The 15,066-nt window shown below is 36.6% G+C and carries 8 protein-coding genes and 1 pseudogene; all 9 read left to right on the top strand.

Going from position 1 to position 15,066, the window contains the following annotated elements:
- Positions 1-99 precede the first annotated feature (99 nt).
- The 9 genes and pseudogenes from ACZZ95_RS22760 to ACZZ95_RS22720 all read left to right on the top strand — a co-directional run bounded on the left by ACZZ95_RS22760 (position 100) and on the right by ACZZ95_RS22720 (position 14,952).
- Positions 100-1,674 carry a glycoside hydrolase family 28 protein gene (locus ACZZ95_RS22760; protein ID WP_463470806.1) on the top strand — a complete coding sequence of 525 codons (1,575 nt, stop codon included), beginning with the start codon at positions 100-102 and terminating at the stop codon, positions 1,672-1,674.
- A gap of 271 nt (positions 1,675-1,945) precedes the next feature.
- A complete protein-coding gene (locus ACZZ95_RS22755; protein ID WP_463470805.1) occupies positions 1,946-2,863 on the top strand; it encodes a glycoside hydrolase family 43 protein in 918 nt (305 codons plus the stop codon).
- Between the two features lie 1,026 nt (positions 2,864-3,889).
- On the top strand, positions 3,890-5,752 hold the full coding sequence (locus ACZZ95_RS22750) for a six-hairpin glycosidase (protein ID WP_463470804.1): 1,863 nt from the start codon (positions 3,890-3,892) through the stop codon (positions 5,750-5,752).
- A 204-nt stretch (positions 5,753-5,956) separates the two neighbouring features.
- Positions 5,957-7,981, top strand: coding sequence for a family 78 glycoside hydrolase catalytic domain (locus tag ACZZ95_RS22745; protein WP_463470803.1), 2,025 nt, complete (start codon positions 5,957-5,959; stop codon positions 7,979-7,981).
- Positions 7,866-8,732, top strand: a complete 867-nt coding sequence (locus ACZZ95_RS22740) for an alpha-L-rhamnosidase-related protein (RefSeq protein WP_463471752.1) — start codon at positions 7,866-7,868, stop codon at positions 8,730-8,732. The genes ACZZ95_RS22745 and ACZZ95_RS22740 overlap by 116 nt, the downstream gene beginning before the upstream one ends.
- Before the next feature lie 292 nt (positions 8,733-9,024).
- Positions 9,025-10,452, top strand: coding sequence for an alpha/beta hydrolase (locus ACZZ95_RS22735; protein ID WP_463470802.1), 1,428 nt, complete (start codon positions 9,025-9,027; stop codon positions 10,450-10,452).
- A gap of 372 nt (positions 10,453-10,824) precedes the next feature.
- The gene (locus ACZZ95_RS22730; protein ID WP_463470801.1) at positions 10,825-13,152 is read left to right on the top strand and encodes a glycoside hydrolase family 95 protein; all 2,328 of its coding nucleotides are present in this window, start codon (positions 10,825-10,827) and stop codon (positions 13,150-13,152) included.
- Positions 13,153-13,387: 235 nt separating this feature from the next.
- A pseudogene (locus ACZZ95_RS22725) lies at positions 13,388-14,634 on the top strand (MGH1-like glycoside hydrolase domain-containing protein); the annotation flags it as partial.
- Between the two features lie 21 nt (positions 14,635-14,655).
- On the top strand, positions 14,656-14,952 hold the full coding sequence (locus ACZZ95_RS22720; protein ID WP_463471751.1) for a glycosyl hydrolase family 65 domain-containing protein: 297 nt from the start codon (positions 14,656-14,658) through the stop codon (positions 14,950-14,952).
- Positions 14,953-15,066: the final 114 nt, after the last annotated feature.

Below are 15,066 nucleotides of genomic sequence, written 5' to 3'. Positions count from 1 at the left end.
CACTAGAAATTCCGTAAAGTAAGTCCGCAATCTTTGTCGAGTTACGAGTGTGATCCTTCGTTCCTCAGGATGACATAAATGAGAAAAAAAATAACAACTATGAAAATCAAAAACATTCTAATAATTCTCTGCTTCATCACCAGTTTAAACACCGCTTTCGCAAACGACGGCTGGCTGAATATCCTAAATGAAGGAGGAAACAACAAAGGAATAAAATGCACTCAAGCCATTCAAAATGCAATTGAAAAAGCATCTAAAAACGGCGGAGGAACTATCTTTTTCCCTGCAGGAGAATATCTTACGGGAGCATTAACACTAAAAAGCAACATCACAATTCATTTAGATTCAGGAGCACTTTTAAAATTTTCAGAAAATTTCGATGATTTTCTTCCATACGTTGAAATGCGTTACGAAGGAATTGTAATGAAAAGTTTTCAGCCCTTATTTTATGCAAAAGATGTCGAAAATATTACCATTAAAGGAAGAGGCGTAATAGACGGACAAGGAAAAGCATGGTGGAATGAAGTGTACCGAATTGAAACTGCCAAAGAACCACTTCCTCCAACCAAATACCAAACCATGTGGGAAGAGCAAAACAAAGGACTTTACACAGAACCATACTACAAAAGAACGGTTGATAAAAAGTTTTTCAGACCTTCTTTCTTTCAGGCTTACAATTGTAAAAATATTTTAATTGAAGGAGTTACGTTTCAAAATTCACCTTTTTGGACAATCAACCCTGAATTTTGTGATAATGTGACCGTTACCGGAATTTCAATTTTTAATCCGCATTCGCCAAATACAGACGGAATTAACCCTTCTTCTTGTACCAATGTGCATATCTCAAACTGTCATATTAGCGTTGGAGACGATTGTATTACGATTAAATCAGGAAGAGATGGCGACGGTCGCAAATACGGAAAAGCTACAGAAAATGTTACCATTACCAATTGCACGATGTTGAGCGGTCACGGCGGTGTAGTTATAGGAAGCGAAATGTCAGGCGGAATCAAGAAAATCACGATTTCAAATTGTGTTTTCGACGGAACAGATCGTGGAATTCGTATTAAATCGGCTCGCGGTCGTGGCGGAGTTGTAGAAGATATTCGAGTAGATAATATTGTAATGAAAAACATCAAAGAAGAAGCCATTATTTTGGATTTATTCTATGATAAAGATAATAAGGCAGAGCCTGTTACAGAACGTACGCCTATTTTTAGAAACATTCACATTAGTAACGTTACGGGTGGAAATGTAAACAAAGCGGGTTTTATTCGCGGAATTTCTGAAATGCCAATTCAAAACATCTCATTCTCTAATATTAACATGGACGGAAAAGAAGGCTTTACCGTTAATACAGCCACAGATATTGAGTTCCATGATGTAAAAGTAAATGCAACGGTGGGTTCTTCTTTCAAAATATCAAATTCTAAAAATCTTATTTTAGATAATGTCGGTTCATCAACGCCAATAAAAGGAATTCCGGTTATCAAAATAGAGAATGCATCAAACATTATGATCAATAATAATTTTCCATTTAATGCAACCGATGTTTTCATCGAGGCAAATGGAAAAGAAACAAAAAATATTTTCCTGAAAAACAATGTTTTTAACAACGTAACAACAGCAGTTAAAAAAGGAAAAGATCTGGATAAAAAAGCGATTACGGAATAGCAAGTTCGACTTCCTGCAATCCCGAAGCTTCGGGACAAAACCTTGTAGGTATTTAGATTAGTAAATTTAGAAGCAGAAAAAATAGGCATTTTAGGAAACATCGTCCCGCTTTTCGTTACAATCTTGTAAACCGAACCCCGGTTTACAAGGATTTCCACTGCAATCGGGGCTAAAGAGAAAAAATTGGCTTTTTTAGAATTAATAGGTTTTTGGATTAAACATAAAATATACCTACAAGGTTTTAAAAACCTTGCAGGAAAAAAAATAAGACATGAAAAAAATATGTATTATCATAACCCTTTTTCTTTTTGCGATAAGTTATTCGCAGAAAAAAAAGGAATTATATCTTTTTACGTCGTTTAGAGAACCCGCAACCGAAGGTTTGTATCTGGCTTACAGCGAAGACGGTTACAACTGGAAAGGTCTCGAAGGATCATTCTTAAAACCAGAAATTGGCGCAAGCAAAATCATGCGCGATCCATCCATCACAAAAGGAGCAGACGGAACGTATCACATGGTTTGGACAACCGATTGGAAAGGTGGAAACGGTTTTGGATATGCCAGTTCTAAAGATTTAATGCATTGGTCAGAACAGCAATATATTCCGGTTATGAAAAATGAACCAGAAGTTGTAAACGTTTGGGCACCAGAAATTTTTTATGATGATGTCAAAAAAGAATACATTATTATCTGGGCATCGACAATTCCATTCCGATTTGAAAAAGGAGTGGAAGAAGAGAAAAACAACCACAGAATGTATTATGTAACAACCAAAGATTTTAAAACATTCTCAGATACAAAACTATATTACGATCCAGGTTTCAGCGTAATCGACTGCGTGATTGTAAAGAAAGGCAAGAAAGATTATGTTTTGGTTTTGAAAGACAATACAAGACCCATGCGTAATATAAAAGTAGCTTTCGGAAAATCGCCTTTAGGCCCGTTCAAGAAAAGTTCAGAGCCCTTGACGGAATATTTATCAGAAGGACCAACGGTAGTGAAAGTCGGTAAAAAATGGCTGTTGTATTATGACAATTACGGCTCAAAAAATTATAAAGCTTTGAGCACTTCAGATTTTGTTCATTTTGAAGATGTTTCCTCAAAAATAAGCCTTCCCGAAGGACACAAACACGGAACGATTACAACAATTTCCGAAGAGGTTTTAAAAGGATTAATTGATAAAAAATAAACACAAATTTTCACAGATTAAATTAATTAAAAATTGAGAATTAAAAATTAAAAAACTACTACATCTGCCAAATCTGCGGGAGTAAAATTTTTCCCGCAGATTTAGCAGATCAAGCAGATAAAAAGAAATAGTTAGAAAAATTTCACACAGATTTAAAAATGATTTAAGCAGATTTTATTTTAAATAGTAGCAGAAAAAGAATCTGCACTAATCAGCTAAAATCTGCCAAATCTGCGAGAGTGAAATTTTTCCCACAGATTTAGCAGATCAAGCAGATAAAAAGAAATAGTTAGAAAAAATTCACGCAGATTTAAAAATGATTTAAGCAGATTTTATTTTAAATAGTAGCAGAAAAAGAATCTGCGCTAATCAGCTAAAATCTGCCAAATCTGCGAGAGTAAAATTTTTCCCGCAGATTTAGCAGATAAAAAGAAATAGTTAGAAAAAATTCACGCAGATTTAAAAATGATTTAAGCAGATTTTATTTTAAATAGTAGCAGAAAAAGAATCTGCGCTAATCAGCTAAAATCTGCCAAATCTGCGAGAGTAAAATTTTTCCCGCAGATTTAGCAGATAAAAAGAAATAGTTAGAAAAAATTCACGCAGATTTAAAAAAGATTTAAGCAGATTTTATTTTAAATAGTAGCAGAAAAAAAATCTGCGCTAATCAGCTAAAATCTGCCAAATCTGCGAGAGTAAAATTTTTCTCGCAGATTTAGCAGATCAAGCAGATAAAAAAGAAATAGTTAGAAAAATTTCACGCAGATTTAAAAATGATTTAACAGATTTTATTTTAAATAGTAGCAGAAAAAGAATCTGCACTAATCAGCTAAAATCTGCCAAATCTGCGAGAGTAAAATTTTTCCCGCAGATTTAGCAGGTCAAGCAGATAAAAAGAAATAGTTAGAAAAATTTCACGCAGATTTAAAAATGATTTAACAGATTTTATTTTAAATAGTAGCAGAAAAAAATCTGCGCTAATCAGCTAAAATCTGCCAAATCTGCGTGAAACAAAAAACATAAAAAATGATTGCTTTACAAAAAATAAAAACCAATATACTGACCACAGCCACAATTCTGTTGATTGGTACAGCTGTAAATGCCCAAAACGACACCGTGCGTTATGTTGGTAAAACACTTTCAAATGTCGATTACCATCACGGACAGTTAAGTCCGGCAGTTGGAGTTCACGCTACGCAGATTATGCGTGCCAGCCGTGAACATCCGGAAAAAGCAGATGGTTTTGGATGGACATACAACCACCAGCCAACAATGGCGTATTGGAATGATACTTTTTATTTGCAATACCTGAGTGATCCTGCAGGAGAACATATTCCGCCGAGCCAGACTTTAATAATGACTTCAAAAGATGGTGTAAGCTGGAAAATGCCAAAAGTAATTTTTCCTATTTATCATATTCCAGACGGATGGAAAAAAGAAGGAGTAGAAGGCGTTGCCAAAAATCTGGATGCGATTATGCACCAGAGAATGGGATTTTATACCTCAAAAGACAAACGACTTTTTGCTTTGGCGTATTATGGAATTGCAATGGATGAAAAAGACGATCCAAACGATGGAAAAGGAATTGGACGCGTGATTCGCGAAATTAAAAAAGACGGAAGTTTTGGCGAAATCTATTTCATCAGATACAATAAATCATGGGATAAATCGAAATCTGCTTTTCCATTTTATACGCAGGCAAAAGACAAAGGTTTGAAAAAAGCCTGCGAAGAAATTCTTTCAGATCCTTTGGTTTTACAGCAATGGGTTGAAGAAGCCGATCGTGACGACGAACTAATTCCATTGAAAAAGCCATATAAAGCGCTTAGTTCGTATCATTTGCCAAATGGAGATGTTGTAGGTTTATGGAAACACGCTTTAACTTCGATTAGTAAAGACGGCGGAAAATCTTGGGAATATATGCCGCTTCGTGCACCAGGTTTTGTAAACAGCAACGCCAAAATCTGGGGACAAAGAACCTCTGATAATCGTTATGCAACCGTTTATAACCCGTCAGAATATCGTTGGCCATTGGCGATTTCAACAAGTGATGACGGATTAAATTACAAAGATTTATTGTTGGTTCATGGCGAGATCAGTCCGATGCGTTATGGCGGAAACTACAAATCAGCTGGCCCGCAATACGTTCGTGGAATTTCAGAAGGGGACGGTATTCCGCCTGACGGAAAACTTTGGGTAAGCTACAGCGTAAACAAAGAAGATATTTGGGTCGCGTCGATTCCTGTTCCGGTTACAAGTGTTGTTACTGAAAATGCAAATGACATTTTTAACGAACTTCCAGACGGACAAGAATTAAAGTTTTGGAATACCTATGATTTAGCTTGGGCTTCGACAAAAATTGAAAAGAAAGACGGCAAAAAATGGCTGACTTTAAGAGATCAGGATTATTTTGATTACGCTCGTGCAGAACGCGTTATTCCGTTTGCAGAGAAAATGGAAGTAACTTTTACCGTTAAACCAGAACAAAATAATCACGGTTTATTGCAGGTGGAATTCCAAAACAAACAAGGTTTACCAGCCGTAAGATTAACGTTTGATGCCGATGGACAATTGAAAACAAAAACCGGAGCGCGTTTCAATACCATTGCCAAATATGAAGCTGGAAAAGAATATAAAGTAAACGTGAAACTGAACGTTAAAACCCGTTCATACACTATAAAAATAAACGACGAAAAAGAATCAACAAGAATATTTTATGCTCCGGTTGATGGTTTTGAAAGAATTATGTTCCGCACAGGCGAGCAAAGATATTCTCCAAATCCGGACACAGCGCCAGATACAGACGATTATGATGATCTGCCTCAAACCGGAAAATTAATCCCGGAAGCAGTTTTTAATATTCAGTCGTTGATAACAAAGAGAAATTAAAAATTGAGAATTAAAAATTAAAAATCTGCAGAAATGTTTTGCTCTGTAGAAAAAATAGAACGCGGATAACACTGATTCGCTATCGCGAAGACGCAGATTTACACGGATTTTTATTCTAAATAGTACAATGAAAAAATCCGTTTTTATCCGCGTTTTTACGAAGTAAATCCGTTTCATCAGCGTTCAAATCTCAACAATAAAAAAATGAAGAATTTCAAAAATATAGTATTTGCAATTTGTCTTTTAGTAACCTTAGTTGCTAAAGGACAAATTTTGCCTGTACATCTCACTACAGAAATGGCCGAAAATCCATTAGTTGTGGTTCAAAATCAGCCGAGATTAAGCTGGCAGTTGGTTTCAAAAGAATCGAATGCGTCACAGATTGCCTACATTATTTTGGTTGCTTCATCTGAAGAAAAACTAAAAAATGACGAAGGCGATATTTGGAACAGCGGAAGAGTAAATTCTAATAAAAATCTTCACATTTCGTATGGCGGAAATCCGTTAAAAAATGAAACTAAATATTTCTGGAAAGTTAAAGTATGGAATCAAACAGGCAAAATTTCGAAATGGAGTAAAACGGCTTCGTTCAGAACGGCTTCATTAGAATCAGATTTAAATCCGGTTTGGATTGGTGCGATTACAAAAGCCGACAGTCATCTGCCAGAAGGCCGAAATTATCACACAGCTACTTTCAACAGAGAAAAAAAGAATTCGTTTATCAATGCTTCCGATTCTTTGTCGCGCAGAAGTATTATGCTTCGTAAACCTTTCGAAGTAAAAAAAGAAATCAAAGAAGCCGTTGTTTATATTTCAGGTTTAGGACATTACGAATTAACGATTAACAGTAAGAAGGTTGGAAACAGTCAATTTGCACCTTTGTGGACAGATTACGATAAAACGGTTTATTATAATATTTATGAGTTAAGCGCAAAAGAATTACAGAAAGGCGAAAATGTAATTGGCGTGCTTTTAGGAAACGGAATGTACAATACGCTGGCTGAAAGATATACCAAATTCTTCGTGAGTTTTGGTCCGCCAACGTTGTTCTTCAAAATGAAAATTACCTATAAAGACGGCTCAGAAGAAATCATAAAATCAGATGAAACCTGGAAATACAGCAAAAGCCCAATTACGTATAACAGTATTTTTGGAGGAGAAGATTACAATGCCAATTTAGTTCAAAAAGGATGGAATAAAAAAGGTTTCAAAGATTCAGATTGGAAAAAAGTTGTCATTCAGGAAGCACCAAAAGGAGTTTTAAGACCGCAGACCGCACCGCCGGTTACAATTCAGAAACAATATGAAATTAAAACAGTTAAAGAGCTGAAACCGAATTTTTATGTTTTTGATATGGGGCAGAATCTTTCTGGTTTTCCTACGATTAAAGTGAAAGGGAAAAAAGGGCAGACTGTTCGCATTTGGGTAGCCGAAGGTTTAAATGAAGACGGAACCATTGCGCAGGGAAGATCTGGAAAACCCTATTATTACGATTTTACTTTAAAAGGAGACGGAACAGAAGAATGGACGCCAAAATTCAGCTTTTACGGATTTCAATACATTCAAATTGAGAATGTAAATTACAAAGAAGCTAAAAACAAAGAACTTCCAACGGTTGTAGATTTACAATCGAATTTCATTTACAACTCGGCGGGAGAAGCAGGAAGTTTTGCATGTTCTAACGAGATTTTCAATAAAACACACGAACTGATTAACAATTCGATAAAAAGTAATTTCCAAAGCGTTTTTACTGATTGTCCGCAACGTGAAAAATTAGGCTGGCTAGAAGAAATTCATTTGAATGGCCCGGGTTTAATGTTCAATTATAATCTTGAAACTTTTATTCCTGCAACGATGCAGAATATTTTTGATTCACAACGCGATAACGGTTTAATCCCGACCATCGTTCCGGAATACGTAATTTTTGGAGGCGATTTTACCGATTCACCGGAATGGGGCGTAACAGGCGTAATTTTACCTTGGATGTACTATGAATATTACGGAGACGCTTCTTTATTGGAAAAGTATTTTCCTGTAATGAAAAAATACATGGATTATTTAGGAACAAAAGCTGAAAATCACATCGTTTCTCACGGATTAGGCGATTGGTACGATTACGGAACGCACGCAAGCAGGATATTCAAAAAACAGTCCGATTGCACTTTCGGCCACTTCGCACTATTATTACGGAGCTTATTTGGTGGCAAAAGCGGCGAAATTATTAGGTAAAACAGAAGATGTAGAGAAATACGAAACTTTGGCTTCTGAGATTAAAACTGCTTTTAACAAAGAATTTTTCAATGCTGAAACCAAACAATATGGTACGAGTAGTCAGTTTAGTAATGCTGTTCCGATTTTTATGGATATTGTAGAACCGCAATATAAAGACGCCGTAATGCAGAATTTAATAGCCGATATTAAAGCAAAAGGCGACCGTTTGACAACGGGAGATGTTGGAAATCGTTATTTGTTTCAGGCTTTGGCACAAAATGGCGAAAACGAAACCATGTACAAAATGCACAATCATTATGATGCGCCGGGTTATGGTTTTCAGATTAAATTTGGCTTGACCACTTTAACAGAACAATGGGATCCAAGAAAAGGAAATTCGTGGAATCACTTTATGCTGGGGCAGATTGAAGAATGGTTTTATCAAAGTCTGGCCGGAATTAAATCCGATCCGAAAACCCCAGGTTTTAAACATTTCTTTATTCAGCCAGAAGTGGTGGGCGATATGACTTTCGCGAAAGCGGATTATCAATCGGTTTACGGAAAGATTACTTCTTCTTGGGAAAAGAAAGATGGGAAGTTTATTTTGAATATTGAAATTCCGGTAAATACAACAGCGACGATAAAATTGCCTGTTGCTAAAAATTCGGAAATTAAGATTGATAATAAGAAAGTTAGGGCAGGTTTTGATGGAACGAAACCAACTTTAGAATTAGGTTCAGGAAAATATACAATCGAATGCAAATTATAAAACGCGGATGAAACGGATTCGCTATCGCGAAGACGCAGATTTGCGCGGATTTTTTATTGAGCTAGTGATGAATAGCCTCCAATTTTAACTGGAGGTTTAAAAATAGTTAGTTACAGGGCTTTAGCCAAATGAATAAGTTAGGCTAAAGCCTACTTAAAATCAAATTATTTACCTCCAGTTAAAACTGGAGGCAATTCAAAAAGTAAAAAACAAAGATAAAAAATCTGTTGTAATCCGAGTCTTTACGAAGTAAATCCGTTTCATCAGCGTTCAAAAATCTCAATAATATAAAATGAAGAATATCAAAAAAATAATATTTACAATTGCAGTTTCCATTTTTGCTTTGACATTTACCAATGCGCAAAGCACATCTGATACTAATTTTAGAAAACCCGTGTCAGAAACTTTAAAGAAAATAGAAACCGTTTTTAATGTTACGATAAACGACGACCGAGGCTTACTAAAAGGAAAAGAACTCGATTATGCCGATTGGAGAATTGAACCCGGAAATCTCACTATTTCGTTAACTAATATTCTGGCTCCGTTTGAATTGATGTATTTCAAACAGCCGGACGGAACTTACATTATAAGAAAATATGAAAACCATAAAGTTTCAGTAGATAAAGGAAAAGAACGTTTGTTCTATTTAGAAAGCCTTTATTCGACTAAAGAAGAATGGGAAAAACGTAAAACGGAGTTAAAAGCTTGTATGATTACGTCATTTGGTTTAGACAAGGCGCCCCCAACACCAAAATCTAAACCACTTTTAACTCCAAAGAGAATTTATAAAGATTACAGTGTTGAGAATATTGCGTTGGAAATTCTGCCAGGCGTTTATGTAACGGGATCGATTTACAAACCGTATCCATTAAACAAAAAAGCGGCGATTATTTTAACACCAGACGGACATTTCGGTGACGGAAGATATAGAAAAGACGAGCAGTACCGCTGTGCTATGATGGCAAAAATGGGCGCCATTGTAGTAGGATATGATTTATTTGCGTGGGGAGAATCATTATTGCAGTTTCCAGAAGAAACGCACAGAAACAGTATCGCATCGACGGTTCAGGTTTTAAGCGGGATTCGATTATTGGATTATTTAGCAACAACAAAAAATGCCGATGTGACAAGAGTCGGGGTTACAGGAGGTTCTGGCGGAGGTTCGCATACGATGTTTTTAGCGGCTTTAGATGACAGAATCAAAGTTTCAGCTCCAGTTGTAATGGTTTCGTCCCACTTTTCAGGCGGATGTCCGTGCGAAAGCGGTCGTGGGATTCACCTTTGCGGCAACGGAACAAACAATGCTGAAATCTCAGCTATGATGGCGCCAAAACCTCAGTTAATTGTTTCTGATGGAAAAGACTGGACATTGGCAGTTCCGGAATTAGAATTTCCTTTTATCCAAAGAACGTATGAATTGTACGGAAAGAAAGATTTAGTCGAAAATGCTCATTTTGCAAAAGAAGGACATGATTTTGGAGTTTCAAAACGTATGGCTTTGTATCCGTTTATGGCGAAATATCTAAATTTAGATTTGAATAAAATTAAGAATGATAAAGGCGAAATCGACGAATCAACTTGTGTGATTGAACCTTATGATAAATTGTATGTTTTTGGTAATAAAGCTGAAAATTTACCAAAAAATGCATTGAAAGACATTAACAAATTATATGAAATGTTCGGAGAAAAAAATCTAAAGGTTTACGAGGTTAAGAAATAAAACAAGTTGCCATGAATTTCACTAATTGGCACGAATTTTTTTGCCACAGATTAATAGGATTTTCACAGATTACAAATCTGCCCGATCTGCTAAATCTGCGGGAAAAAAAATTACTCTCGGAGATTTGGTAGATTATGCAGATAAAAAATCATTTTAACTTTTTAATCTGTGGAAAAAAAAATGAAATAAAAATTTAAAAAAGAAATTAGTGCCAATTCGTGTAATTCGTGGCAAAAAATATATCAATATGAAGTTAAGAAATAAAATTACAGCAATCTGTTTCGGAATTTTTTCGCTTACGGCAACAGCACAAAGCGATCTGAAATTATGGTATGATAAACCAGCGAAGCAATCTGGAACGAAGCACTGCCTTTGGGTAACGGACGTTTGGGTGCAATGGTTTTTGGCGATCCTGCTGTGGAACGTTTGCAATTGAACGAAGAAACCATTTGGGCAGGTTCTCCAAACAGCAATGCACATTCAAAATCTATAAAAGCACTGCCAATTGTTCGCCAGTTAATTTTTGATGGAAAATTTGATGAAGCGCAGGATTTGGCAACGCAGGATATTATGTCGCAAACCAATGACGGAATGCCGTATCAAACTTTTGGAAGCGTTTATATTTCTTTTGCCGGACATCAAAAATATACCGATTATTACAGAGATTTAGATATTAGCAACGCGACAGCAAAAGTAAAATACAAAGTTAACGGCGTCGAATTTACAAGAGAAATTCTAACGGCATTTTCAGATCAGGTTATTGTGGTAAAACTTTCGGCAAGTCAGCCGGGGCAGATTACCTGCAATGTTTTTATGAATAGTCCGATTGATAAAACGGTTGCTTCGACAGAAGGAAAACAGATTATGCTTTCGGGTTTAGGAACTAATTTTGAAAATGTAAAAGGAAAAGTAAAATTTCAGGGAAGACTTACTGCTAAAAGTAAAGGCGGCGAAATAAATGCCAGCAACGGAATTTTAAGCATTAACAAAGCCGATGAAGTAACTTTATACATCTCGATTGCCACTAATTTTAAAGATTACAAAGATATTTCGGGCGATGAAATTGCCAAAAGCAAAGACTATTTGGCTAAAGCCGAAGTGAAAGATTTCGAAACGATTAAAAAAGCCCATGTTGATTATTACCAAAAGTTTTTCAATAGAGTTGCTTTAAATTTAGGTTCGAATGATTTGGTGCGACAACCAACAAACGAAAGAATCAGGGATTTCTCTAAACAATTTGATCCGCAATTGGCGGCTTTATATTTCCAATTTGGACGTTATCTTTTAATTTCAAGTTCACAGCCAGGCGGTCAGCCAGCGAATTTACAGGGAATTTGGAATGACATGGTAACACCGCCTTGGGATAGTAAATACACGACAAACATTAATGCCGAAATGAATTATTGGCCTGCACAGGTTACGAATCTTCAGGAAATGCACGAACCTTTTGTGCAGATGGCAAAAGAGTTAAGTGTTACGGGTGCAGAAACAGCCAGAATGATGTACAATGCCAGCGGTTGGGTTTTACACCACAATACTGATATTTGGCGCGTTACCGCTCCGGTAGATTCTGTCGCATCTGGAATGTGGCCAACGGGCGGTGCCTGGGTTTGTCAGGATTTATGGGAAAGATATTTGTATACAGGAGATAAAAAGTATTTAGAAGAAATTTATCCGATAATGAAAGGTGCGACAGATTTCTTCCTTGACTTTATGGTTATCGATCCCAATACAAAATATTTGGTAGTGGTGCCGTCAAGTTCGCCTGAAAACACACACGCAGGAGGAACTGGGAAATCGACAATTGCTTCTGGAACGACAATGGATAATCAGTTGATTTTTGATTTGTTTACACATGTTATTGAAGCTTCCAAATTGGTTGCACCAGATGTTGCTTATGTGAAAAAGGTAAATGACGCGTTGGTAAAAATGCCTCCAATGAAAGTGGGTAAACATAATCAGTTACAGGAATGGCAGGACGATTGGGACAATCCGAAAGACAATCACCGACATGTTTCGCATTTATACGGATTGTATCCGAGTAATCAGATTTCGGCAGTGAAAACTCCTGAACTATTTGAAGCCGCCAAACAATCTTTGATTTACAGAACAGACGAATCTACAGGCTGGTCAATGGGCTGGAAAGTGAATTTATGGGCTAGATTATTAGACGGAAATCACGCTTATAAACTGATTCAGGATCAATTGCATTTGGTAACGGCCGACCAAAGAAAAGGCGGTGGAACGTACCCAAATATGTTAGATGCGCATCAGCCATTTCAAATTGATGGTAATTTTGGATGCACGGCAGGTTTTGCCGAAATGTTAATGCAGAGTCAGGAAGACGCGATTCACTTATTACCCGCTTTACCAAGCGTTTGGAAAGACGGAAGCATTAAAGGTTTAGTGGCCAGAGGCGGATTTATAATCGATATGACGTGGAAAAACAATAAAGTTTCGGAGTTGAAAATCTATTCTAAAATAGGAGGAAACTGTAGATTAAAAGTAGAGAATACTTTAAAAGGATCTTCGCTTAAAAAAGCAAAAGGGAAAAATCCGAATCCGTTGTTTTATGATGTTGAAGTGAAGAAACCTATTATTTCGGATCAGGCGAATTTGAAAAAAGTACAATTGCCAGCTTATACTATTTACGATGTGAATATGAAAGCAGGGCAGACGTATACTTTTACGGGGAATTAATATTGACATGGTTAGTTAGACCTGACAGGTTTTAAAAACCTGTCAGGTCTGGTTACGTTTCCTGCAAGGTTTTCAAAACCTTGCAGGAGAGGAAAACCGAAAAGTTCTCTCGCGTGAGTGATGGAAGTGGAGCTCTTTTTTTGTGAGGCTTTTTCTGCCGAACAAAAAAAAGCGGGAACGGACAGCACGACCCGGAGGGACACGCCCAAAAAATTTTAAAAATAATAATTTGAATATGTTACATCATTTTAAATACAAAATAGTCGTTTTAGTAATTTTGGTTACAACTTTAAATGGCTGTAAACCTAGCGCAGACTATTCTCAAAAAGGAAAAGCAATTATTTTAAAAGAAAAAAACTTCAAACATTATGTTGATTATTTCAACACAATGGAAGATGAAAACTTAAAATTTGCTATTCCGAATGACAGTGCGTGGACTTGGATGGAAAAAAATATTCCGTTGTTTGAATGCCCGCGACAGAATTTTGAGGAGATTTACTATTTCCGATGGTGGAGTGCGAGAAAGCACATAAAGAAAACACCGCAGGGATTTGCGATTACAGAGTTTTTGGTAGATCGTTCGTATGCCGATAAATACAATATGATTAGTTGTGCGTTGGGACATCATATTAATGAATTTCGATGGGTTCATGATCCACAATATTTGGAGCAGGATGTTAAAATTTGGTATCGAGGAAACGATGGAAAACCGATGAACAAATTGTATAAATTTAGCAGTTGGACAGCAGATGCTTTGTACAATCGCTATTTAGTGAATAAGGATGAAAAATTCTTATTGGATTTGTATCCAGACATGGTTACTGATTATGCGGTTTGGGAAAAAGACCGTCAGCGCAAGGATGGTTTGTTTTGGCAGCATGATGTAAAAGATGGAATGGAAGAATCCTTAGCGACGGACGTAAAGTACAAAACGCAAGACCAACGATAAATAGTTATATGTATGGGAACGCTGTAGCGATTTCTAAAATGGCGACCATGAAAGGCGATAAGGAAACAGAAGCAAAATTCAAAACTAAAGTCGCTAGTTTGCAAAAATTGGTTGAAACCAAATTATGGAATGCTAAAAGCGAATTTTTTGAGACCTTTACAGAAAAAGATACATTAGCGCAAGTTAGAGAAGCGATCGGATTTATTCCGTGGTATTTTAATCTTCCTGAAAAGGGAAAAGGTTTTGAAAAAGCGTGGGAACAGATTAAAGATGAAAAAGGATTTTCGGCTCCGTTTGGTTTGACAACAGCAGAGCGTAGAAGTCCGCGTTTTAGAACACACGGAACCGGAACCTGCGAGTGGGACGGGGCAATCTGGCCATTTGCAAGTTCGCAGACGTTAACGGCTTTAGCGAATGTTTTAAATAATTACGATCAGAATTTTGTTGCGAAAACCGACTATTTCAAACAAATGGATTTGTATGTGCAATCGCAATATTACAGAGGAAAACCGTATGTTGGGGAATATCTGGACGAAACAACAGGATATTGGCTGATGGGCGACAGAGAAAGAAGCCGTTACTATAATCATTCGACTTTTAATGATTTGATGATTACAGGTTTGGTTGGTTTACGCCCAAGAGCAGATGAAAAGATAGAAGTGAATCCGTTAATTCCGCAGGAAAAATGGGATTGGTTTTGCCTGGATAATGTTTTGTATCATGGCAATATTATTACGATTCTTTGGGACAAAACAGGAGAAAAATATAAAAAAGGAAAAGGTTTCAGGATCTTTAAAAACGGGAAGGAAATTGCGGTTTCTGAGAGATTGGAGAAATTGGTTTCTGAGTAAAGTTTTAGATGCTTCAGAGAAGCATAATATTTGTAGCAAGATATACACCCAAATGATAGAAAGCTCCAGCGGAGCGTTACCTGTAGAAAAATATGTCGCCCCGCTGGGGCTTGA

The sequence above is a fragment of the Flavobacterium sp. AC267 genome, assembly GCF_979258715.1.
This window is presented reverse-complemented; position numbering and strand designations above follow the sequence as displayed.